This is a genomic window from uncultured Gordonia sp. (assembly GCF_937858515.1).
Taxonomy (GTDB): Bacteria; Actinomycetota; Actinomycetes; order Mycobacteriales; family Mycobacteriaceae; genus Gordonia.
Genome location: NZ_CALLZT010000011.1, coordinates 1 through 22,530 on the forward strand (window position 1 = coordinate 1; position 22,530 = coordinate 22,530).

The following is a 22,530-nucleotide window of genomic DNA, read 5'->3' on the forward strand; positions in this document are numbered from 1 at the left end:
CCCCCGGGGGCGGTGGCGGGGGGGGGAAACCGGGACCCACCCCCCGCCGCGGGGGGCCCCGGCGGGGGGACCGACCCGGGCGGCCCCCGCCGCACCCGACCCGCCCGACGAACCTCCGGGCGTGTGGCCCGGATTCCAGGGATTGCGGGCGGGGCCGAACAGCGTGGGTTCGGTGATCCCCTTCGCCCCGAACTCCGGGGTGTTGGTCTTGCCGAAGATCACCAGCCCGGCGTCGAGGAAACGCCGGGTGACGTGTGCGTGTTCGGCGACGGGGAGTTTCGACAGCGATCGGGAACCGCACGAGGTCGGATACCCCTGATAGTCCTGTGCGAGGTCCTTGATCAGGAAGGGCACCCCGGCGAACGGGCCGCTCAGCCCGGGATCGGCCGCCTGGGCGTCGGCCTCGTCGATGTCGATGACGATCGCGTTGAGAGCCGGATTGACATCGGCGGCGCGACGTCGTGCGAGTGTCAGCAGCTCAACCGGCGTCACTTCCTTCTCGACGACGAGTCTTGCCAATTCGGTGGCATCGAACGCACGGTATTCGTCGAGGTTCATGGAATTCAGGGTAGGGCGGTGACGGACCCGGGGGACGGCATAGCGAGATTTTGGTGATAGCCACAGACAAGACTTCGTTTGCCGGTCGGCGAAGCGCGTACCGTCGTCAGCCGATGCGGTCGGCGTCCTCGTCGACGACGATCCGCCGCGGATAGACCCGGCGCGAGCGCATCGGGGTGAACCATAACTGCCCGAAGCGGGTGGTGGTATCGCCGCGGTAGGCCAGACCGTAGTCGCTGCCGACGTCGGCGATCGGGATGAACGGTTCGACGGCCCGTACGAATGCCGACCAGTGGATGACCTCGCCCTCGGTGAGGAAGCCGCCGGCGACTGCCTGGTGCTCGCCGGTGTCGTCGCGGGTGGCCAGGTACACGTCGCCCAGCGCCGGCGCGAGCCTCGGCCCCACGATCGCGCTCTGCAGATACCACTGTGCGGTGGTCACGACGGTGCGGTCCAGGCGCGCATCGCACCACGCGTAGTGGATGTCGAGGGCGTCGAGGGCCTCGTCCTCGGTGTCGAAAACGTCCAGCTCGCCGATGGTCGAGGGCAGGGCGTCGGTGTTGGTCGTGGGCCGGGCGAGGAGAAAATACACCTGCTGACGGGTGGTGATCAGCCGCGCCGAATCGACAGGCGGTGATGCCTCTGATTCGTCGTACATGGTGTGTCCTCGTCAGCGGTGGTGGCGTGCCGCATGCCCGAAGGCCGCCACGTGGAGCTTTTACGCAGACCTTACTGTACAGCCGAGTGGCGGCGCCCACACCGGCGCTCGGTCGGGGGTCGGTGCGGAGGTCCTCAGCCGGTGCCGATGAGCGATTCGATCAGCGTGAGCACCGCGATCGCACCCGCCTTGTCGAGGGGTTCGTTTCCGTTGCCGCACTTGGGCGACTGCACGCACGACGGACAACCCGACGCGCATCGGCAGGCACTCACGGCCTCGCGTGTCGCACCGATCCAGGCGGCGAACGCCTCGTGGCCGCGTTCGGCGAATCCGGCTCCGCCGAGGTGGCCGTCGTAGACGAACACCGTCGGGAGCCCGGTGTCGGGGTGCGCGAGGGTGGACACGCCGCCGATGTCGCCGCGGTCGCAGGTGGCCACCAGCGGCAGCAGACCGATTGCGGCGTGCTCGGCGGCGTGCAGTGCGCCGGGCACCGCTGCCGCGTCGACGCCCGCATCGGCGAGGGCTTCCGGAGTGAGGGTGTACAGCACGGCCCGCGTCGGCAGCGTCTGCTCCGGCATGTCCAGGGGGACCGAGTCGAGGACTTCCCCGGTGAGTAGGGTGCGCAGATAGCCGATCACCTTACCGGTCACCTCCACCTCCGCGAAGGCGACGGTCAGGGGTCCGTACCGGTTCTCGGCGATCACCCGGCCGACCGATATCCCGGTGGTTTCGCGTGCCGACGTCGTCCAGTCGGGTTCCTCGGGATGGGTCAGGGCCAGCCCGTCGTCGAGGTCGAGTTCGTCGACGACGAACGTCTCGCCCTGATGGATGTGCACCGCGCCCGCGTAGACGGTCGACATCGCGCGGACGGCGTCGACGGTGCCCAGCAGCCGCCCGGTGCTGGTGTCGACGATCAGTACCTCGGTACCACTTCCGCCACGGAGGTTCACCTGGGCGTGCGGATCTATTCCGGCACCCACGTACCAGCCGGCGCGGCGTCGCTTGAGCGCTCCCTGAGCGGTGAGTTCGTCGACGACGGCACGGGCGTCCCACTCATCGACATCGCTTTCGGTCAGCGGCAATTCGGCTGCCGCACATAGTAGATGCGGTCCCAGGATGTACGGATTGCCCGGGTCGGTGACCGTCGCCTCGACGGGCTTGTCGAGCAGCGCCTCGGGATGGTGCACCAGGTAGGTGTCGAGCGGGTCGTCGCGCGCCACCAGCACCACCAGTGAATCACCGGAGTGGTGCTGGCGTCCCGCGCGTCCGGCCTGCTGCCAGAACGAGGCGACGCTGCCCGGATAACCGGCGACGATGACGGCGTCGAGGCCGCTGATGTCGACGCCGAGTTCGAGCGCGTTGGTGGTGGCCACGCCGGTCAGTTCGGCGTCGTTGATGGCCCGTTCGAGGGCGCGGCGGTCGTCGGCGAGATATCCGGCCCGGTAGGCGGCGACCTTGCCGACGAGTTCGGGGGCGGCCTCGGCGAGGATCTGCCGGGCTTGGCGGGCGGTGAGTTCGGCGCCCACCCGGCTGCGGGTGAAGCAGAGCGTACGGGCCCCTTCGATAACGAAATCGGCCAGGAGCCGGGCGGATTCGGCGCCGGCCGCGCGACGGACGGGCGCGTCGTTCTCACCGGTGACGCCCGGGATGAAGCCGGGCTGCCAGAGGGCGACGGTGCGCTCGCCGTGCGGTGAACCGTCGTCGGTCACGGCCACCGCGGGTTCACCGAGGAGCCGGGTGAGCGATTCGGCCGGCCGGGCGACCGTCGCGCTGGAGGCGATGACCACCGGGTCCGCGCCCGCGGCCCGTGCCACCCGGAGCAGCCTGCGCAATACCAAACCGGTGTGCGAGCCGAAAACCCCCCGATAATGGTGACATTCGTCGATCACGACGTAGCGGAGGTTGCGCAAGAAGTGCCGCCAGCGGGTCTGGGTGGACAGAATCCCGAGGTGCAACATATCGGGATTGGTGAAAATCCAGCGGGAATGCGCCCGCGCCCACTGCCTGATGTCCGGTTCGGTATCGCCGTCGTACGCGCACGGCTGCAAATGGCTGAATTCGGGCCGGGTAGCCGTCAGGGTGGCGACGGCGCGGATCTGGTCGGCCCCGAGTGCTTTCGTGGGTGCGATGTACAGCGCCGTCGCACGGGGTTCGGTGAGCAGTGCGGTGAGGATCGGCAACTGGTATGCCAGCGACTTTCCCGATGCCGTCGGCGTGCTCACGACGACGTGCGAGCCGTCATGAGCGAGGGACGCCGCTCGTGCCTGGTGGACCCACGGCCGCGAAATCCCTTGCTGCGCCAGGGCTTGCACAAGGGCCTTTGGTACCCATCCCGGCCAGTCGGCGAAATTTGCTGTGGTGGAATCGATTACAGATAGGTGAGTCAGCGTTGGGTCTTTGGTCCCGACGTCGTCGGTGGTGTGGCCGGAGCCGGTGACGTGACTGTCGACCGCTATACCGGACCCGGAGAGGACGTGGGAGAGGAGTTGTTCGCCGTAGGAGGGGCCCCGGCTGCCGCCCGATTGTTGTGTGATCTGCATTACTCGATCGTCAGTGTGTATGCTGTTCGGTTTCGTGGACGCCGATATTACGCCCGTGCACGAAAAGCCCGCCAGATGGCAAGGTTTATGCACAGTTTGGTGCGCCGACTATCGCCCGGGCCCGGAACGTGATTGACTAGGTGACGGTCGCAGCTTTCGAGACCGCCGGAGCACGGGGGTAGCGAGATCGATGTTGCGGTCGTGGTACTGAAGTTGGTTTGCGGTTCTCCGCGGGGCTCTTACGTATGGCGGTCGGAACCGGCCACGGCGCGGTACATCTCGCGTCGGCTCAGTTGGAATGCATGAAAAGGATTCAGTAATGGCACAGGGGACTGTGAAGTGGTTCAACGCGGAAAAGGGCTTCGGCTTCATCGCGCCTGACGAGGGTAACGATGACGTGTTCGTCCACTACTCGGAGATCCAGGGCTCGGGCTTCCGCACCCTCGAGGAGAACCAGCGCGTCGAGTTCGAGGTCGGCCAGGGCACCAAGGGTCCGCAGGCCACCGGCGTCCGCGCCGTCTAGGAAGCAATTCGCACCTGCGAAGCCGCTTCGAGCAGCCGCTCCCGACCTTCGGTCGGGGGCGGTTCTCAGTATCTGGGTCAAGCACGGTGTCTGGGTGGGATGAGCGTCAGGGCAGTAGGGTCGGTGAGGTGGTGCAGTTGTCGTTATTCTCGGCGGACATCGACGAGCCGGCTGACTCCGATCTCGCCGGTTTGCTAGCGGCGCACGGCCAGTCCCAGCACACCGACACCGGCACCCGCATCTCGATCGCCGTCATCGAACCATGGCGTGCCCAGGCAATCGTCCGCGAACTTCTCGCCACGGGGCTGCCGGCCGAGATCAGCGCCTCGTACGAGGGACATCCGGTGGCCCGAACCATGCCCAGCAGCGAACTCGACGACTTGGCCGGCCGCTGGACGTCGGGCGCGGTCAAAGCGGTGCCTGCGGGCTGGGTCCCGTCACCGCGGGCGCTGCGCCTATGGGTGCTGGCCGCCGGCCGACCGGAGGGCGACCGCTACCTGCTCGGGCTCGATCCGCACGTTCCCGAGTCGCACGCCCCGCTCGCCACTGCGCTGATGCGGGTGGGGATCGCGCCCACTCTCGTCGGCACGCGAGGTCCCACGCCCGCGCTGCGTATCGCCGGTGGCCGTCGTCTGCAACGGTTGCTCGAATACGTGGGACGTCCACCCGCCATCGCCGGTGCGGCCGCGGCGTGGCCGCACGGCTCGGGCGATACGCACGGTCTCGACGCCCATACCGCCGCGCACTGATAACCTGGCGCGGGCGGCCCTCCGGACGCGGTAGGGACTTTCGTCCCAATCTTGCGACCAGGGTTACCGTTTTGACCTGCGAAAATCCCGGACACAGGAATATTGTTCGCGTCGATTGGCGTCACACACGACACGTCGCCGGGTAATGGTGATGTGCACACGACGCTATACATAAGGTACAAACCGTTCCAGACGACCAACGTTCGTATCGGTGGGCTCACCGCCCGCCGACCTCCCCCAGATGACCCGAGAAGGACCCCCGGTGGCAGAGACCAGCACCGCTTCGCCCGCGAGCGGGAAAGCGATTCGACGGCTTGTGATCGTCGAGTCACCGACCAAGGCTCGCAAGATCGCCGGCTACCTGGGGCCCAACTACGTCGTCGAGTCCTCCCGCGGTCACATCCGCGACCTGCCGCGCGGCGCCGCCGACGTCCCCGCCCGTTACAAGGGCGAGAAGTGGGCGCGCCTCGGGGTGAACGTCGACGACAACTTCGAGCCGCTGTACGTGGTGTCGCCGGACAAGAAGTCGACGGTCACCGAACTCAAGTCGCTGCTCAAGGACGTCGACGAGCTCTACCTGGCGACGGACGGTGACCGCGAGGGCGAGGCGATCGCCTGGCATCTGCTCGAAACGCTCAAACCGCGGATCCCGGTCAAGCGGATGGTGTTCCACGAGATCACCGAACCGGCGATCCGCGCCGCCGCCGACAACCCGCGCGACCTCGACAACGACCTCGTCGACGCCCAGGAGACCCGGCGCATCCTCGACCGCCTGTACGGCTACGAGGTCTCGCCGGTGCTGTGGAAGAAGGTCATGCCGAAGCTGTCGGCGGGCCGCGTGCAGTCGGTGGCCACCCGCATCATCGTCGACCGTGAGCGTGAGCGGATGGCATTCACCTCCGCCGACTACTGGGACATCGCCGCGACCCTGGACGCGGGAGAGGACGCCACTCCGCAGACCTTCTCCGCCCGGCTCGTCGGCGTCGATGACGCCCGTGTGGCCACCGGCCGCGACTTCGATTCCACCGGTCGGCTGAAGAAGACCGACGGTGTCGTCGTCCTCGACGAGGCCCGCGCCCGGGCCCTGGCCGCGGGCCTGCAGGGGGCAGCGCTGACGGTGGCCTCCGTCGAGGAGAAGCCGTACACCCGCAAGCCGTACGCGCCGTTCATGACCTCGACGCTGCAGCAGGAGGCCGGCCGCAAACTGCGCTTCACCTCCGACCGCACCATGCGGATCGCGCAGCGTCTGTACGAGAACGGCTACATCACCTACATGCGTACCGACTCGACGACGCTGAGCGAGTCGGCGATCAGCGCCGCGCGCGCCCAGGCCGCCGACCTGTACGGAGCGCAGTACGTGCACGCCACCCCGCGCCAGTACACCCGCAAGGTGAAGAACGCGCAAGAGGCGCACGAGGCGATCCGTCCGGCCGGCGAGACCTTCCGTACCCCCGGCCAGGTGGCAGCGCAGCTCGACACCGACGAGTTCCGGCTGTACGAGCTGATCTGGCAGCGCACCGTCTCCTCGCAGATGGCCGACGCCAAGGGCACCACGATGAGCCTGCGGATCTCGGGCACCGCGGCGTCAGGGGAGACCGCGACGTTCGCCGCGTCGGGGCGCACCATCACCTTCCCCGGCTTCCTGCTGGCCTACGTCGAGACGGTCGACGAGCAGACCGGCGGCCAGGCCGACGACGCCGAGTCCCGCCTGCCCAACCTGGTGCAGAGGCAGGGCCTGACCGCGGCCGATCTCACCGCCGACGGCCACTCCACCAACCCGCCCGCCCGGTTCACCGAGGCATCGCTGGTGAAAGTGCTCGAAGAGCTCGGCATCGGCCGCCCGTCCACATACGCCTCGATCATCGGCACCATCCAGGACCGTGGCTATGTGGTCAAGAAGGGCAGTGCGCTGGTCCCGTCATGGGTGGCGTTCGCCGTGGTCGGGCTGCTCGAAGGCTATTTCCACAGCCTCGTTGACTACGACTTCACCGCCTCGCTGGAGGACGATCTCGACCAGATCGCCTCTGGCAACGAGAACCGCACCGACTGGCTCACCGAGTTCTATTTCGGCCGTGACACCGCCAAATCCGACATCGCGCGGACCGGCGGCCTCAAGAAACTCGTCGGTGTCAACCTCGAGGAGATCGACGCCCGCGAGGTCAACTCCATCAAACTGTTCGACGACGACCAGGGCCGCCCGGTGTTCGTGCGGGTCGGCCGGTTCGGGCCGTACCTCGAACGCAACGTCGCCGGTCCCGATGCTCCGGAGGAGTTGCAGCGGGCCAACCTGCCCGCCGAGATGACCCCGGACGAGCTGACCATCGAGGTCGCCGAGAAGCTGTTCGCCACCCCGCAGGAGGGGCGGGTGCTCGGCGTCGACCCGCTCAGTGGTCATCAGATCGTCGCCAAGGAAGGCCGGTTCGGGCCGTACGTCACCGAGATCCTGCCGGCCGACGACGACGATGACGGTGACAAGGGAGAGGGTGGCGAGCCGCTCACCATCCCGGCCGGACCCACGCCGCGTGACGGCGGAACCGGTGCCGACGTGGTGCCGCTCGATGCGCCCGCCGGCACGGGCGCGACCACCACGGCCACCAAGACGGTCCGCAGGACCGCCAAGAAGGTGGCCAAGAAGGCCGGCCCCAAACCGCGCACCGGATCGCTGTTCAAGACGATGGACATCGCCACGGTCACCCTCGACGACGCGCTCAAGCTGCTGTCGCTGCCGCGGACCGTCGGCGTCGACCCGGCCTCGGGTGAGGAGATCACCGCGCAGAACGGCCGCTACGGCCCGTATCTGAAGAAGGGCACCGACTCGCGTTCGCTGGCCGGCGAGGACCAGCTGTTCACGGTCACCCTCGACGACGCGCTCAAGCTCTACGCCGAACCCAAGCGACGTGGCCGACAGGCCGCCGCACCGCCGCTGCGTGAGCTGGGCAACGACTCGGTCAGCGAGAAGCCGATGGTCATCAAGGATGGCCGCTTCGGTCCGTACGTCACCGACGGCGAGACCAACGCCAGTCTGCGCAAGGGTGACGAGGTCGCCACCATCACCCCCGAGCGGGCGATGGAACTTCTCGCCGATCGTCGCGCCCGCGGCCCGGTGAAGAAGGCCGCCAAGAAGACAGTCACCAAGAAGACCACCGCGGCTAAGAAGACCACAGCGGCCAAGAAGACGACAGCAGCCAAGAAGACCACAGCGGCCAAGGTGACTGCGGCCAAGAAGACCACGGCTACGAAGACCACGGCCGCGAAGACCACCGCGGCGAAGAAGACGACCGCAACCAGGAAAACGACCGCTACCAAGACCGCGGCGGCGAAGAAGACCACTACCGCGAGGAAGACGACAGCGGCCAAGAAGGCCGTCGCCGACGACACGACGCCACCCTGGTGAACCGGCGTTGATCGGAGTCAGTGCAGTAGTTGAGCGGCACTGGTCTGGTTCGCCAGCTTGCGGTCAAACGTGTACAGCGGGGTGTTTCCGGTCAGGTTCGCCAGGGAGGCCAGGTAAGTGTCGGTGATCGAAAGTTTGGGTCGCGTGCGGTAGCCGGTGAGTGCGTCCTGCCAGACAGCTCGGTTCACGTCGAGGTTGGCGATCGCGAGAACCGCGTCGATGGAATCGGCGATGGTGTCCCGAGAGAGCCGCATAACGCGTTCCAGGACGTAGACGGTCTCGGTCAGCACCACGTCCGGAACAACACAGTTGCTGCTGTCGAGTAACCGCTGCGCCGCAGCGGTGTGCTCGGGAACATCGTCGAGCAACCAGCGCAGGATGATGTTGGTATCAATTGTCGGCACGGAAGTCCTCGGCGCGTGCGGTCCAGCCATCGCCCGCGGTCGGGATCGTGCCCCACGTGCCGTGCTCGACAGCTTCCTTCCGGATCCGTGCGCGCAATGTATCGATGCTCTGCGGTGCGTCGATCACGAGCGAGTTGCCTTCCACCCGGACACTGACCTTCTGCCCCGCGTGTAGACCCAGCGCGCGCCGGGCCTCGGCGGGCAGCGTGATCTGTCCTTTCGAGGTAATAGTCGCATACATTGATGTCATGTAAGGATTCTAAGTAAAGTAAGGAGTGCCGGCAACGGTAACGCCGGCCTGGTCAATTCTCGTCTGCGGTCGGGTCGGTGGGCACCTCGTGGGGCCGGGCGAGGAGGGTTTCGATGCCGCGGCCACGCAACTCGACGCCCTCGCCGATCTCCCAGTGCGTCGACTCCTCCGCCGAGGCCAGGAACACCGCGCGCGCCGAACCGAGGACCCGCGTCGGCTCGTCCTTGGCGAGTTCGGTGAGCCGGGCGGCCTCGTTCACCGGGTCGCCGATCACCGTGTACTCCAGGCGTTGCTCGGAGCCGATGTGCCCGGCGATGGCCTTGCCCGCCGAGACGCCGATACCGATGTCGGTGTCGCCGAGTGAGTGGTACAGCTCCTCGCGCAGTTCGCGGGCCGCGGCGAGGGCGCATCCGGAGAAGTCGTCGAGGTCGAGCGGGGCGCCGAAGATGGCGAGGGCGGCGTCGCCCTGGAACTTGTTGACGAAGCCGCCGTGCTTGCCGACGACCGACACCACCACCCGGAAGAACTCGTTGAGCAGTTCCACCACTTCACGCGGCGGATGGTCGACGGCCAGCCGCGTCGAGCCGACGATGTCGACGAACAACACCCCGACGTAGCGTTCCTCGCCGCCGAGTTCGGTGCCCGTCTCGATCGCCCGGCGGGCCACGTCCTCACCGACGTAGCGGCCGAACAGGTTGCGCAGGTCCTGGCGTTCGCGCAGGTCGGCGACCATGTCGTTGAACCCGGCCTGCAACAGGCCCAGGTCGCTGCCGTCGTAGATCTTCACCGACGCGTTGAGGTTGCCCGCCGACACCTCGTTCTGTGCCTTGCGGAGCTGTTTGATGGGGTCGTTGATAGCCCCGACCACGCGGGTGATGGCGATTGTGCTGAAGATGAGCGCGGCGGTGGCCATCCACACGATCGGACGCTGGATCCCGACGGCGTCGGTGTTGACCCAGTCGAGTCGTTCCAGCGTGATCAGCAGCACGATGACGGCCAGCGGAACCCCGACGCTGACCGCCCAGAACACGGTGATGCGGGTGGTGATACTCGGCGCCGACGCGCTGTCCGGGTCGTTGGCCATCGCGGCGACCGTGATCGGTCGCAGTACCTTCTCCACCTGCAGATACCCGAGCACGCACGTCACGAGCGCACCGATCAGGGTGGCGACCGCCCCGATGAACGCGTTCTTCTGCGACACCGCCAGATTGGTGATGGCGAAGACGCTGCCGCCGACGATCCACATCGCCAGGTTCAGACGAGTCAGCAGTGCCGGCAGTTGCAGGGCGCGATGCCGGGCGAACTCGTCGTCGAGACGCGAACGCCGTCGTTGCCAGATCAGCACCGGCAACGACAGCCGGATGGTGAAGTAGCCGCCGACGATGGTCGCGATCAGCAGGTAGCCGATGAACACGGCCTGCGATGTGCCGGCGACGTCGTTGAAGGTGAGCGCGTCCTGGGTGGGCATGCCGAAGCGCAGGAACGCGAAGGTGAACAGCGCGCCGACAAGGTTGGCGCGCAGCATGTCGAGGGCGAGCAGAGGCCAGGGCGTGTGCACCAGCCAGCGGGCAAGGTGTACGCCCTTCGACCATTGTGATCGGCGCTCTACCACGTCACCACGTTAGCTGGATGCTTGCAAAAGTTACACACTCTTCGGTCGTTCAGCGGAGTCTGACCAGGAGATTACAGTGAACAACTGTGACGAATGTCTTTGATCGGCTGATCGGGCAGCGTGCCGCGGAGGTCGACCTGCGCGCCGCCGCGCGTGCGGCACGGGGTGTCGCGGCCCGGCTCGACGAGGCCGCCGCCGGTGCGGTGTCGATGTTCGCCGACCCCGACCCCGACCCCGGCGCCGACGGCGCCGCGACCGATGCGTTCGATGCCGCGTCGCGGGCGTCGATGACGCACGCCTGGTTGTTCACCGGACCACCCGGATCGGGCCGGTCGGTGGCGGCCACCGCCTTCGCCGCCGCCCTGCAGTGCCAGGCCGGCGACCCCGCCGATGTCGGCTGCGGCGAGTGCCGCGCCTGCGTGACCGTGATGGCCGAGACCCACGCCGATGTCCGCCACGTCGTCCCCGACGGCCTGAGCCTGTCGGTGGCCGTCGTCCGCGACATCGTGCAGCTGGCCTCGCGCCGTCCCGGTACCGGCCGCTGGCAGATCGTCATCGTCGAGGACGCCGACCGGCTCACCGAGTCCGCGGCGAACGCGCTGCTCAAGGTTGTCGAGGAGCCGCCCGCGCGGACCGTGTTCCTGCTGTGCGCGCCGTCGGTCGATCCCGAGGACATCTCGGTCACCCTGCGCTCGCGCTGTCGGCACGTCGCGCTCGGCGCTCCCGCGGTCGACGCCATCGCCCGGGTCCTGATCGAGCGCGACGGCATCGACGAGGCCAAGGCCCGCTGGGCGGCGTCGGTGTGCGGCGGTCACGTCGGCCGTGCCAAACGTCTGGCCACCGACGACGACGCCGTCGCCCAGCGCGAACAGGCTCTCGGTCTGGCCCGGGCCGCCACCCGCGACTCCACCGCCTACGCCGCGGCCGAGGCGCTCGTCCGGTCCGCCGACGAGGCCGCCAAAGCGCTCAGCGCCCAGCTCGACGCCGCCGAACTCGAAGAGTTCAAGACGGCACTCGGTGCCGGTGGTGAGGGCAAGGGCACCGCCCGCATGCCGCGCGGCAGCGCCGGCGCCCTCAAGGACCTGGAGAAACGGCAGAAATCCCGTGCCACCCGCGTCGGGCGCGACGTCCTCGATCGGGCCCTCGTCGATCTCGCCGCCCTGTTCCGTGATGCGCTGTTGCTGTCGATGGGTGCCCACGTCACCGCGATGCACCCCGACAAGACCGACTCCATCGTCACCGGAATGGCCGGATATGCGAGCCCCGAGCAGCTCCTGCGCTGCGTCGATGCCGTCCTGGAGTGCCGCGAGGCCCTGGACCAGAACGTCAAACCCAAATTCGCCCTCGACGCGATGGTCGCGAAGGTGAATCTGGAGATGCGGCGGCCATAGGAGACACGCCCTAGTACAAGCTCCATTCGGATTGGGCGTACCGCAGGATCCTGGGGTCCATCAGCGTCGACGCCGGCACGTCCAGTTTGTCGCGGTCCTTCGGGAACGTGGTGGCGGCGGTCAGCACGTCCTCGGTGAGAAATCGCAGCGGTGGATGCTTCTGGTACATCGTCGGCCAGACGGGACTGTCGCTCGCCAGCACGAAACCCCAGTCCCCGAACGACGGCACATCGACGTGGTACGGGATGGTGTGCAGGTCCGCGGCCCGCAGGGTGGCCACGATGCACCAGAACGAGCGCGGCGCGAAGTACGGTGAGCCGGCCTGCACCACCATCCGCCCGCCCACGGCCAGGTGAGCCTTGGCCAGCGCGTAGAACTCCACCGAATACAGTTTGGCCGTCGCCGATTCATCCGGGTCGGGCATGTCGATGATGATCACGTCGTACAACTGCCGGCTCTTGCGCAGCCACGAGAACGCATCCGCGGCGACGATGGTCGCGCGCGGATCGGACATCGACCCCCGGTTGAGTGTGCGCAGCCGTCGATCGTGGCGGGCCAGCGAGATCATCTCGGGGTCGAGTTCGACGAGCGTGGCGGCGCGGACATCCGGGTAAGCCAGCACCTCCCGCAGCGCCAGACCGTCGCCGCCGCCCAGGATCAGCACCGAATCGCCCGGGTGGATCTGCGCCGGATGCACCAGCGCCTCGTGATAGCGGTACTCGTCGATCGAGGAGAACTGCAGGTCGCCGTTGAGGAACAGCCTCGTGTCGGGTCCGGCCGAGGTCTGACGTTCGGTGATGACGATGTCCTGGTACGGGGTGCGTTCGGCAGCGACGATCGGGTCGCGGAACAGCGCCTGACGTGCGGTGACCTCGAACCGCCCGGACAGCACCAGTGCCGCCACGAGCACCACGATCACCGCGGCAGCACCGGCTCCCAGCATGGTCGCGACGGGCGGTCGCAACGACCGCCGGAACACCACGAACACCAGAAAACAGCCCGCGACGGCATTGACGAGTCCGACGATGATCGCCCCGCGAAGCTGCCCGAACCACGGCAGCAGCAGGAACGGGAAACACAGCCCGCCGACGAGCGCGCCGATGTAGTCGACGGCGAACATGTCAGCCACCGCCGACCCGGCGTCCTGCCTGCGGATCTTCTGCAGCAGCACCATCAGCAGCGGGATCTCGGCGCCGATCAGCAGACCGAGCACGAACGCCACCACCACCAGGGCCGGCGTGTACAGCTCCAGATAGGCGAACGCCCAGTACAGCGCCATCACCGACAACCCGCCGAGCAAAGCCAGCGACAGCTCGATCACCGCGAACGCGATCGTCGCGTGTCGCTGCAGCGGCTTGGCGGCGAGCGACCCGACACCCATCGCGAACACCATCACCGACAGCACGATCGAGGCCTGCGTGGCGGTGTTGCCGATCAGGTACGAACCGAGCGACACCAGCGCGAGTTCGTACACCAGACCGCACGCGGCGCACACGAAGACGACGGCCAACAGGGCGGCACGGGCGAATCCGCGACCCCCGAGCCACCCCCGCGGCGGTTGAGGTGCGAGGTCGCCCGGCGACCGGGCCTCGAAACCCGGTGAGCCGACGTCGCTGCTCACTACAGGATCGACACGGCGACGATCACACCGATCGCCACATGCAGGGTGGCGTGCACCCAGACCGCCGGATGCGGGTTCTCCTCCAGCAGGATCTCACCGAGCTTCCCGGGGGTGAGCAGGTCGACCAGCACGAACGCCAGCGCCATGACGGCCAGCCCGATCAGCGCGTACACGATCGTGTAGATAAGCCCCTCACCGAGACCGCCCTCGCTCGCGACGATGGCCGCAGCCACGATGATCGCCTCGCCGGCCAGGTTGGAACTGACCAGCACCGCGGCGTTGCGGTTGCGCGCGCCCCACAGGTGGTCGCTCAGTCTGCCCGGCGTGAGCGCGTCGATCACGACGAACGACACCGCCATCAGCACCACCCCGACACCCGCGTACGCGGCAGCCGAATACGAGTTCTCGATCAGATTGTCGAGCATTGTTCTCCTCTACTTGCCGCTGCCACTGCCGCCGCCTCGATTGCTGCTGCCGGACCCCGAATACGCCGGTGTCGGCACCCAGTGCCTGCCCACGTAATTGTGATAGTGGGTGTATCCCGTGGTGTAGTCCTTGCTGACCATCACCCGCGTCTGGTCGGTCCCGTAGTCGAAGAGGCCGATCACGTAGTCGGGGTACTGCAGGAAGGTGCCGGACTGTCCGCCGGTCGTCAGTGTGGCAGGGGTGGCCGTGCGCTGGTCGATGGGTTTCTCCGCATTGCGGATCTGCGCGGCGACCGTCGCCGGTGAGCCGTCGGCGACGTACGCTTTCACCGCACCCTCATCGAGGGCGGCATGGTGTGAATAGTGCGACGTCACGTAGTTGCGTGCCCCGCTGCGCGTGACGTCGGCGGTGCAGGTGGCGGTCATCGCCAGCGCCGCGACCACGATGATCACGCCGATGATGATGTTGCGGATCCGGTTGAGCCGGTGCCTGGGATCCGGGGTGCCCGGGGTCATCGCTGCGCCCGGTTCACGACTGTGCCTCGCTGTGTGCCGGTCCGCCGCGCCACAGCGAGCTCGACGTGACGACGACCTCGCCGGTCTGCGGATATGTGTGCCAGGTGCGCCAGACGACCAGTGCCTGCGACCCGGGCGTGTCCGCGCCCGGGCCCGCGAGTACGGCGGTGAGCGCGAGCGGCGATCCGGGGAATCGTCCGACAAGCGCGGGCAGGCCGCGGCTGTGATGCTCGTCGGCCTCGCGGACAATGGTCTCCACGATAGTGGCCAGGGCATCGGCGCCCACTATGTCGGTGCGGGCATTGAAGTAGTAGCCCGATTCCTGGAACGACAACGGCAGATCCGAGGTGACATCGGGCAGGCAGGCGACGGTCTCCAGCAGATGCGCGGACTGCCCGACAAGCACCTGATGGCTGGCGCCGAGCAACCGTAACGACACGGGCAGACCGGCCACCATGCCGTCGACCTGGGCCAGCGGTTCCTGCAGGGGTGTGGTGAGGGAGAACCCGAGCGCGCTCGCGCACGTATCGGCGTAGGCGACGGGCAGTTCGGTTTGCGGGGGCGGTGTGCCCGGTACCAGGGGAGTCATCACATGCCCCGGGTGGTCGACGGATAGATGCGGTAGTCGGTGTGGTGCAGCACCTCGCCGCGCGCGGCCTCCCAACCGCTGCCGAAGTTCTCGAACGACAACCGCCGGTCCCCGCTTTCATAGTCGTGATAGGCCATGAGACCGCTCGGCGCTACGCCGGTGGTACCGGTGGAGGTGAACCGCGCCTGGCCGGACTCGGCGGAGGCGTAGCGGCGGCCGTCGAGGTCGAGGGTGTATGGGCCCGGGCTGATTGTGTGCGGGCCCAGTTCCTGCCAGAGCACCACCTCGAGGTCGGGATCGTCCTCGACCGAGATCCAGCTCTTTCGGCCGGTCCCGGTGTCGACGAAGTTCTCGGTCCACTCGTAGCCGTCCTGGCTCAGCCGCAGCGTGCCCCGGACGGCGTAGGTGGTGCCGCGGATGTCGATCATGTCGCCCGGCACGAGGTTGCGCGGGTTGCCGTGGACCGCGTCGTCGTCGGCGCCGGCGAAAGGGTCGCGCGGAGCGTACGCTCGTGCGGCCACCGAATCGGCCTGTGCCTGCCGGGCCTGACGGTTTCCCAGATAGTTGAAGATGACGACGACCGCAATGATCGCGAGCAGTGCCACGGCGACGATCAGCAGGTACTCCATTGCGTCGACAATACTGTGGGTCCGAGAGGCAGTAGCCTGGCGCTTGTGCGACTGTGGAGACGACAAGCCGAGCCCGCCGGGACGGCCGCGCTGACCGTGCGGACAGTGGTCGACTCAGGGCGGCTCTCGGTGACTTGGGCGGCCCCGGTCGCTGACGCAGGCGAGTACGCACACGCCCGCGTCTTCCTCGCCGCCGCCGGCTGCGCCCCGGAATTCCTGGGCGTGATCGCGCCGTCCGCGACCCTGACCGTCGACATCGGTCCGGGCACCTATACGGCGATCGCCGAGTCCTACAGCAGCGGAAGCTGGGGCGGCGGCCGGCTGTCGGGCATAGGCCGCAGCGACGAGTTCACCGTCGGTTGAGGGTTGCGCCGCGCCGTAAACCTGAGGCGCGATTCAACTTGTGACCGGCAACACCGATTTCACCGTCGGCCTCGGCTGCTACGACGAGGTGTTCACCTACGACGAGCTCGACAGTCTGCCGGCCGACGCCCCGCACATGGGCTATCCGAGATGCTGCCGATAGACCGGGGACGAGTCGCTGACCGTGATGACGTCGGTCAGCCCACCGCGCGTCCCTGTGTCATCGACGACCATGAGTAGGTAACGCCGGCCGGGAGTCAGACCGCGTACGACGAAGGTGTACTCGGAGAAATCTCCCATCGACCCGGGGCCGATGCCGACGCTCGTGACCGGGACCTCTCCCGCACTCCGGTAGCAGCCCCTCCGGGCCTTGTCAACGAATACTTCGAAGTACCGTTCACAGCGCGGTGCGGTCGAATCCCGAAACAGAGCCGCCCTGGGTGTTGATGTTCCCGTGACCTTTATCTCGGCGCGGTACTTGGAATAGCCGGGGAGGTGGACGACCTGACAGTTCTTCACGGTGCACACGCTCGGGAAGGTGGTGAGTCCGGGGTTGAGCTTCATCGGCGCCGCATCCGTAGCACCGGCCCACGGTCCGGTGGCACCCGAAGCGGACGCCATGATCGCACATGCGACGACGATCTTTCGTATCACGATTGCTCTCCTTCGTATGGAGGTCCGGGGAGTTTCTGCGGACGTCCGGCCTCCTGATTGTCATAGCTGGGATCAGCCGGGCGGATGGAACGGTTGGATCCCCGAGTCCGGCCACATCGCGGCCTGCCGATGCCGGTCCCGGCAGCCTGGTGAACTGCCGTGTGCTCAGTGTCGGGTCACCTGGTCGCGTGGACACGAGTAGTCGACTACTCGACTTTCGGGCTGCATGTGGCTCGGGGCTGCGAGGTGTTCAAGCCGGACCCCGATGTTCGCGTCGTCGCGTGGCTGTCGTCGCGTGGCTGTCGTCGCAGACGGGGCAGGTTTCGGTCACGGCCATCGCCGTTCAGCTGTCGGCGGATATCTTGCACTCGCCGGGGCCGAGTGCTAAAACGGTCTTTGGCACTCGCGGACCGTGAGTGCCAGGTCGGGACGGTGAGATCGGTCCTTTTTGACACGCCGGTCGTCCGTCGCGGGCACCGAGTTCCGGCCATAGATACCTGGTGTCACCCCCTATCGGAGGATCACTTACCCATGGCCAAGCAAATCGCGTTCGACGAAGAGGCCCGTCGCGGCCTCGAGCGTGGGCTCAACAGCCTCGCCGACGCAGTCAAGGTCACGTTGGGACCCAAGGGCCGCAACGTTGTCCTGGAGAAGAAGTGGGGCGCCCCCACCATCACCAACGACGGTGTGTCCATCGCCAAGGAGATCGAGCTCGAGGATCCCTACGAGAAGATCGGCGCCGAGCTCGTCAAAGAGGTCGCCAAGAAGACCGACGACGTCGCGGGCGACGGCACCACCACCGCCACCGTTCTGGCTCAGGCACTCGTCCGCGAGGGCCTGCGCAACGTCGCTGCCGGCGCCAACCCGCTGGGTCTCAAGCGCGGCATCGAGAAGGCCGTCGAGGCCGTCACCGAGTCCCTCCTCAAGAGCGCCAAGGAGGTCGAGACCAAGGAGCAGATCGCTGCCACCGCGGGCATCTCGGCCGGCGACCCGTCCATCGGCGAGCTCATCGCCGAGGCCATGGACAAGGTCGGCAAAGAGGGCGTCATCACCGTCGAGGAGTCGAACACCTTCGGCCTGCAGCTCGAACTGACCGAGGGCATGCGCTTCGACAAGGGCTACATCTCGGGCTACTTCGTCACCGACGCCGACCGTCAGGAAGCCGTTCTCGACGACCCGTACATCCTGCTGGTCTCGGGCAAGGTCTCGACCATCAAGGACCTGCTGCCGCTGCTGGAGAAGGTCATCCAGGCCGGCAAGCCGCTGCTGATCATCGCCGAGGACGTCGAGGGCGAAGCCCTCTCGACCCTGGTCGTCAACAAGCTCAAGGGCACCTTCAAGTCCGTCGCCGTCAAGGCCCCGGGCTTCGGTGACCGCCGCAAGGCCATGCTGGCCGACATCGCCATCCTCACCGGTGGCGAGGTCATCAGCGAAGAGGTCGGCCTGTCGCTGGAGACCGCCGGCGTCGAGCTGCTCGGCACCGCCCGCAAGATCGTCGTCTCCAAGGACGAGACCACCATCGTCGAGGGCGCGGGCGATCCCGACGCCATCGCCGGCCGTGTGGCCCAGATCCGCGGCGAGATCGAGAACAGCGACTCCGACTACGACCGCGAGAAGCTGCAGGAACGGCTGGCCAAGCTGGCCGGTGGCGTTGCCGTCATCAAGGCCGGCGCCGCCACCGAGGTCGAGCTCAAGGAGCGCAAGCACCGCATCGAAGATGCCGTGCGCAACGCCAAGGCTGCCGTCGAAGAGGGCATCGTCGCCGGTGGTGGCGTGGCCCTGCTGCAGTCCGAGCCCGCCATCGACGCCCTCTCGCTCGAAGGTGACGAGGCCACCGGCGCCAACATCGTGAAGGTCGCCCTGTCGGCTCCGGCCAAGCAGATCGCCTTCAATGCGGGCCTGGAGCCCGGTGTGGTCGCCGACAAAGTGCTGCACTCGCCGCTGGGCACCGGCCTCAACGCCGCCACCGGCGTGTACGAGGACCTGCTGGCCGCCGGCATCAACGACCCGGTGAAGGTCACCCGCTCGGCGCTGCAGAACGCGGCCTCGATCGCGGCTCTGTTCCTCACCACCGAGGCCGTCGTCGCCGACAAGCCGGAGAAGAACGCCGCACCGGCGATGCCGGGTGGCGACGAGATGGGCGGCATGGGCTTCTGAGAGCCCCTCGCTCGACTCGGGTTCGCGCCTGATCGCGACAACGAATACACCGGATGGCCGGTCACTCTCGCGGGTGGCCGGCCATCCGGCTTTTTATCTGTGACGGGGGGTTACATGTGACAACGAGTAATGGTAACTTCGGCAGTGAGACGGCGCTCACAGATGAGCGTTCGCAAACGATGAAATAGGAAGCCATGTTCGGTCTCAAGACACGAGAGCAGTTCGCGAAGCAGTACCAGCCCGCCGACGACTACGGGTTCTTCGGGCCCGGGTCGGTCACCTGGAAGGTGTGGTCTTACCCGACCTCGTACATCCTCGGTTTTGTCCGGTCCGTCACGATCGAACACTTCGACCCCAACCTCGCCGCCGCCGTCGTCGAGTCGGGCGGCGTCAAGTACCGTCCCAGCACCCGCTACGGCCGCACCCTGCGCTACTTCGCGATGGTCGCGTTCGGCGCCACCGAACCCACTGCCAAGGCCGCCGACGTGCTGGTCAAGGTGCATTCCAAGGCCGTCGGCCGCGACCCGGTGACGGGCGGGGAGTACGACGCCAACAGGCCGTCGTCGCAGCTGTGGATCCACATGACCGCCTGGCACTCCATCCTCTACTGCTACGAGAAGTTCGGCCCCGGCAAGCTGTCGCCGGAGGAGGAGAACCAGTTCTGGGCCGAATGCGCCCGGGCCGCCGAACTGACCACCGCCGACGTCTCGGAGGTGCCCCGCAGCCGCGACGAGGTGCGCGAGTACTTCGCCGCCTGGCGCCCACACCTCGCGGCATCCGAGGCCGCCCAGGACATGATCCACTTCATCATGCCGCTGAACGTCGCACTGCCGCCCGACATGCCCGAATGGCAGAAGAAGGCGCTCGCTCCGGCGATGTGGCTGATGAGCAAGGCCGTCATCTCCACCTACCCCAAGCACCTGCGGCAGATGGCCGGACTGAACCAGGGACCGCTGCTCGACGCCGCCGTCCGGCTGCCCAACAAGCTGATCCACAGCGCGCTCGCCCGTTCGATCAACGCCAAGCTCCTGACGTTCGATCTGCTCGCACCGCAGACCCTCCCGGTGGCCGCACCGATGCTGCTGGGCATCCCCGCCCGCAACCCCATCACGATGACCCCTCGTCAGGCGCAGGCAAAGTACGGCTACGACATCCCGAGTCAGGCGCATCAGGGACTGCGGATGAAGCAGCGTCAGCGGGTGCTCGTGGACGGCCAGAAGCCCAGCGACGAGGGCCTCGTCGAGTCGCAGCAGCACATCGGCTCGATGGACGTGCGCACCCCCGCCAAGGTCGGCTAGCGTCCCGGCCCGACAGACCCCCGCATCAGGATCCGGGGGTCTGTTCGTCGGTGCCGCGTTGTTGCTGCTCGCGGGCTTTGCGGCGCTGCTCCTCGGCGCGGGCACGCACCTGGCGCAGGAACTCGCGGTCGGCCTCGGGGTCGGAGGCGCGGGCCCGGTGCGGATGATCGTATTCGGGGAACTCGCCGCGCGGCCGGGCCGGCTCCGCGACGTCGTCCGCGGTGGGCCGGCCGAACCCGATCCACAGCAACGCACCGATGATCGGGATGATCAACACGAGGATGATCCACGTGAACTTCGGCAGCCCGTGGATCGACTTCTCGTCGGCGCGGACGATGTCGATGAGCGCCAGAATCAGCACGGCCAGGGTGATCAGACCCAGATAGGGCATGTGTTCCTCCCCTTGGGTGTCCGGTTTTGCTCTCCCCGAGGGTATCGTTCCCGTTCTCCGGCCGAGCGCGTGTCGTCCGTTTGAAGGAGCGCATGACATGATGACCGACATGGCCGGTGAGCAGGTAACAGCGGGTGAACAGGCACAGCCGGGACAGCTGATCGAGCTGGCGACTCTGCCCAATCTGCGCGATGTCGGCGGCTGGCCCACCGCCGACGGCCGGATCGTCCGTCGCGGCATGGTGTTCCGGTCGACGGCGCTGCACTCGCTCAGTGACGACGACAGCGAGCATCTGCAGTCGCTGAACATCACCACCATCTACGATCTGCGGACTGCGAAAGAGCGGACCGAAGCTCCCGACGCCCCGATCGGTGAGCAGGCCAATCTGTCGCTCGACGTGCTCGCCGACGCAGACAAGGACATTCCGGCCAAGTTGCACGAGGTGCTCGTCGACCCGGCGGTGGTCGCGCAGATGAACATCGAACTCGCCGGCGGCAAGGCCGTGGGCCACATGAGCGAGTCGTACCGGCACTACGTGACGCTGCCGAGCGCGATCAGGTCCTACCGACGCATGGTCGACGGGCTGCTGGGCCAGGACTCCGCCGCGCTGCTGATCCACTGCACCACCGGCAAGGACCGTACCGGCTGGGCGACGGCCGTGCTGCTCAGCGCACTCGGCGTGGCCCGCGAGGACATCTACCGCGAGTACCTGCTCACCAACGACCATCTGCTGCCGACATTCGACGGCCTGTTCGCCAAGTTCGAGCAGGCCGGCGGCGATCCGGACCTGCTGCGTCCGCTGCTCGGCGTCGACGCGAGGTATCTCGACCAGTCGTTCGCGGAGGCCGAGCGCGTGTGGGGTGGGATGGACGGCTATCTCACCGGATGTCTGGGCCTCGACGATCAGGCCCGCGGAACGCTCCGGGACCGGTTCCTGGCGTAGCGGCCTGATCGTGCACGATCGACGGTAGTCCCGGTTTTGGTGACGGTTACCGGCCGCCCTGTCGGTGTGCCGTAGTAGATTCGGTACCGATCCGGGGGACATACGTGCGGTGACATTTTGACGCGCAGGGACATCAACGCGCAGGACAAGAAGGGAGTAGTGGTGGCGCCGGTTTATCAGGCAATGCTGGGGTCGGACTTCGCGCGTCTGCATCCCAACGTCGCCTGGCGGTACAGCGTCGACTCCACGTCGGGGGTGGCGCAGATCGCGTCGGGCATCTACGAGTCCGTGTACACCAACAATGCGCTGTCGCCGATGTTCTTCAAGCACTACGCCAGCCGGCACGCGATGCCGGCCAAGTCCAGCCGCATGGTTCCGTTCGAACAGAGCCAGTACTGCTATGTCGACGAACTGGGCCGTGAATGTCTGGCCGTGCTGCGCGAGTTCCAGTACACCTCCGGCTCCCGCAACGTGAACTCGTTGCTGGTCTCGGGCCGCGACGGCCTCGTCGACTACTTCGGCGACGGACCCGAATTGCTGTATCCGATCGAACCGTCGGTCACCAAGGCAGGGGAGTTGCTGCTCGAGAGCGGCCCTCTGCGCTGGCTGGGCCGTGGCCCCAACTTCGGGATGCGCGGACCGTTCTCGACCCAGATGAAGTACATCGAGGGGTGGGACGAGCGACATCAGCGGTTCCGGTGCGATGCCACCGTGCACAATCCCGTCATCGGCGAGATCCTGCATTTCCGCGGCTGGTTCACCGCCGTCGACCAGGTCTGCACCCTGCAGCAGATCCCCGACGAGGCGTGGCCGGTCAACCTCATCGAACGCGAGCGGTAGCTGTCCGTCGGTCGACCGGCGGATA

Annotated in this window: 23 protein-coding genes; 10 read left to right on the top strand and 13 right to left on the bottom strand. The window is 67.3% G+C overall.

All coding sequences use genetic code 11. The features are described from left to right. The 3 genes from Q0627_RS00905 to Q0627_RS00915 form a co-directional block, all read right to left on the bottom strand. On the bottom strand, nt 1–558 hold a 558-nt coding region (locus Q0627_RS00905), incomplete at its 3' end, for an amidase family protein (RefSeq protein WP_298807187.1). Nucleotides 559–664: 106 nt separating this feature from the next. Beyond that, nucleotides 665–1,216: a hypothetical protein gene (locus Q0627_RS00910; RefSeq protein WP_291016589.1), complete on the bottom strand. Its 552-nt coding sequence runs from the start codon at nt 1,214–1,216 to the stop codon at nt 665–667. Between the two features lie 134 nt (nt 1,217–1,350). Then, nucleotides 1,351–3,756 carry a DEAD/DEAH box helicase gene (locus Q0627_RS00915; protein ID WP_291016591.1) on the bottom strand — a complete coding sequence of 802 codons (2,406 nt, stop codon included), beginning with the start codon at nt 3,754–3,756 and terminating at the stop codon, nt 1,351–1,353. 319 nt (nt 3,757–4,075) lie between these two features. Here Q0627_RS00915 and Q0627_RS00920 point away from each other — a divergent pair, with 319 nt between their 5' ends. The 3 genes from Q0627_RS00920 (at nt 4,076) to topA (ending at nt 8,422) form a co-directional block, all read left to right on the top strand. Then, nucleotides 4,076–4,279: a cold-shock protein gene (locus tag Q0627_RS00920; RefSeq protein ID WP_005193408.1), complete on the top strand. Its 204-nt coding sequence runs from the start codon at nt 4,076–4,078 to the stop codon at nt 4,277–4,279. A 128-nt stretch (nt 4,280–4,407) separates the two neighbouring features. Then, entirely contained in the window at nt 4,408–5,028 is a 621-nt protein-coding gene (locus tag Q0627_RS00925; protein ID WP_291016604.1) for a hypothetical protein, read from the top strand. A 262-nt stretch (nt 5,029–5,290) separates the two neighbouring features. Continuing rightward, nucleotides 5,291–8,422, top strand: a complete 3,132-nt coding sequence (gene topA / locus Q0627_RS00930; protein WP_298807200.1) for a type I DNA topoisomerase — start codon at nt 5,291–5,293, stop codon at nt 8,420–8,422. A gap of 17 nt (nt 8,423–8,439) precedes the next feature. On the opposite strand, the gene Q0627_RS00935 is transcribed toward topA, so the two are convergent. The 3 genes from Q0627_RS00935 to Q0627_RS00945 are packed head-to-tail and all read right to left on the bottom strand — an operon-like array spanning nt 8,440 to nt 10,601. Continuing rightward, on the bottom strand, nt 8,440–8,826 hold the full coding sequence (locus tag Q0627_RS00935; RefSeq protein ID WP_291011222.1) for a PIN domain-containing protein: 387 nt from the start codon (nt 8,824–8,826) through the stop codon (nt 8,440–8,442). After that, nucleotides 8,813–9,076 (bottom strand): AbrB/MazE/SpoVT family DNA-binding domain-containing protein, encoded by a 264-nt coding sequence (locus Q0627_RS00940; RefSeq protein WP_291011220.1) that lies wholly within the window; start codon nt 9,074–9,076, stop codon nt 8,813–8,815. Before Q0627_RS00940 ends, Q0627_RS00935 begins: the two co-directional genes overlap by 14 nt. 52 nt (nt 9,077–9,128) lie before the next feature. Further along, on the bottom strand, nt 9,129–10,601 hold the full coding sequence (locus Q0627_RS00945) for an adenylate/guanylate cyclase domain-containing protein (protein ID WP_291011227.1): 1,473 nt from the start codon (nt 10,599–10,601) through the stop codon (nt 9,129–9,131). Between the two features lie 173 nt (nt 10,602–10,774). On the opposite strand from Q0627_RS00945, the gene Q0627_RS00950 reads away from it, so the two are divergent. Next, nucleotides 10,775–12,079 carry a DNA polymerase III subunit delta' gene (locus Q0627_RS00950; RefSeq protein ID WP_291011217.1) on the top strand — a complete coding sequence of 435 codons (1,305 nt, stop codon included), beginning with the start codon at nt 10,775–10,777 and terminating at the stop codon, nt 12,077–12,079. 10 nt (nt 12,080–12,089) lie between these two features. On the opposite strand, the gene Q0627_RS00955 is transcribed toward Q0627_RS00950, so the two are convergent. Genes Q0627_RS00955 through Q0627_RS00975 form a run of 5 tightly spaced genes read right to left on the bottom strand, consistent with a single transcriptional unit; the run spans nt 12,090 to nt 15,859 of the window. Then, nucleotides 12,090–13,700 carry a polyamine aminopropyltransferase gene (locus Q0627_RS00955; RefSeq protein WP_291011214.1) on the bottom strand — a complete coding sequence of 537 codons (1,611 nt, stop codon included), beginning with the start codon at nt 13,698–13,700 and terminating at the stop codon, nt 12,090–12,092. After that, entirely contained in the window at nt 13,700–14,125 is a 426-nt protein-coding gene (locus tag Q0627_RS00960) for a DUF350 domain-containing protein (protein ID WP_291011212.1), read from the bottom strand. The genes Q0627_RS00955 and Q0627_RS00960 overlap by 1 nt, the downstream gene beginning before the upstream one ends. A 9-nt stretch (nt 14,126–14,134) precedes the next feature. Next, nucleotides 14,135–14,641 (bottom strand): DUF4247 domain-containing protein, encoded by a 507-nt coding sequence (locus Q0627_RS00965; RefSeq protein WP_291011210.1) that lies wholly within the window; start codon nt 14,639–14,641, stop codon nt 14,135–14,137. A 13-nt stretch (nt 14,642–14,654) separates the two neighbouring features. After that, on the bottom strand, nt 14,655–15,230 hold the full coding sequence (locus tag Q0627_RS00970; protein WP_291011208.1) for a DUF2617 family protein: 576 nt from the start codon (nt 15,228–15,230) through the stop codon (nt 14,655–14,657). Beyond that, complete coding sequence (locus Q0627_RS00975) at nt 15,230–15,859, bottom strand: DUF4178 domain-containing protein (protein ID WP_291011205.1); 630 nt, start codon at nt 15,857–15,859, stop codon at nt 15,230–15,232. Before Q0627_RS00975 ends, Q0627_RS00970 begins: the two co-directional genes overlap by 1 nt. A gap of 45 nt (nt 15,860–15,904) precedes the next feature. Between Q0627_RS00975 and Q0627_RS00980 the strand changes: the two genes are divergently transcribed. Both Q0627_RS00980 and Q0627_RS00985 read left to right on the top strand, forming a co-directional pair. Further along, nucleotides 15,905–16,222, top strand: coding sequence for a hypothetical protein (locus Q0627_RS00980; RefSeq protein ID WP_291011202.1), 318 nt, complete (start codon nt 15,905–15,907; stop codon nt 16,220–16,222). A gap of 40 nt (nt 16,223–16,262) precedes the next feature. Beyond that, on the top strand, nt 16,263–16,385 hold the full coding sequence (locus Q0627_RS00985) for a hypothetical protein (protein WP_291011199.1): 123 nt from the start codon (nt 16,263–16,265) through the stop codon (nt 16,383–16,385). Here the strand turns inward: Q0627_RS00985 and Q0627_RS00990 are convergent. Further along, entirely contained in the window at nt 16,364–16,876 is a 513-nt protein-coding gene (locus Q0627_RS00990; protein WP_291011197.1) for a hypothetical protein, read from the bottom strand. The two genes, Q0627_RS00985 and Q0627_RS00990, sit on opposite strands and share 22 nt — an antisense overlap. Nucleotides 16,877–17,407: 531 nt before the next feature. On the opposite strand from Q0627_RS00990, the gene groL reads away from it, so the two are divergent. Both groL and Q0627_RS01000 read left to right on the top strand, forming a co-directional pair. After that, entirely contained in the window at nt 17,408–19,033 is a 1,626-nt protein-coding gene (groL, locus tag Q0627_RS00995) for a chaperonin GroEL (protein ID WP_291011194.1), read from the top strand. Nucleotides 19,034–19,227: 194 nt separating this feature from the next. Further along, the gene (locus Q0627_RS01000) at nt 19,228–20,331 is read left to right on the top strand and encodes an oxygenase MpaB family protein (protein WP_291011192.1); all 1,104 of its coding nucleotides are present in this window, start codon (nt 19,228–19,230) and stop codon (nt 20,329–20,331) included. Between the two features lie 25 nt (nt 20,332–20,356). Here the strand turns inward: Q0627_RS01000 and Q0627_RS01005 are convergent, their stop codons facing one another. Then, nucleotides 20,357–20,722, bottom strand: coding sequence for a PLDc N-terminal domain-containing protein (locus tag Q0627_RS01005; protein ID WP_291011190.1), 366 nt, complete (start codon nt 20,720–20,722; stop codon nt 20,357–20,359). Nucleotides 20,723–20,819: 97 nt separating this feature from the next. Between Q0627_RS01005 and Q0627_RS01010 the strand changes: the two genes are divergently transcribed. Beyond that, on the top strand, nt 20,820–21,665 hold the full coding sequence (locus tag Q0627_RS01010; RefSeq protein ID WP_291011189.1) for a tyrosine-protein phosphatase: 846 nt from the start codon (nt 20,820–20,822) through the stop codon (nt 21,663–21,665). Nucleotides 21,666–21,827: 162 nt separating this feature from the next. Further along, nucleotides 21,828–22,505, top strand: a complete 678-nt coding sequence (locus Q0627_RS01015) for a DUF4166 domain-containing protein (protein ID WP_291011226.1) — start codon at nt 21,828–21,830, stop codon at nt 22,503–22,505. Nucleotides 22,506–22,530: the final 25 nt, after the last annotated feature.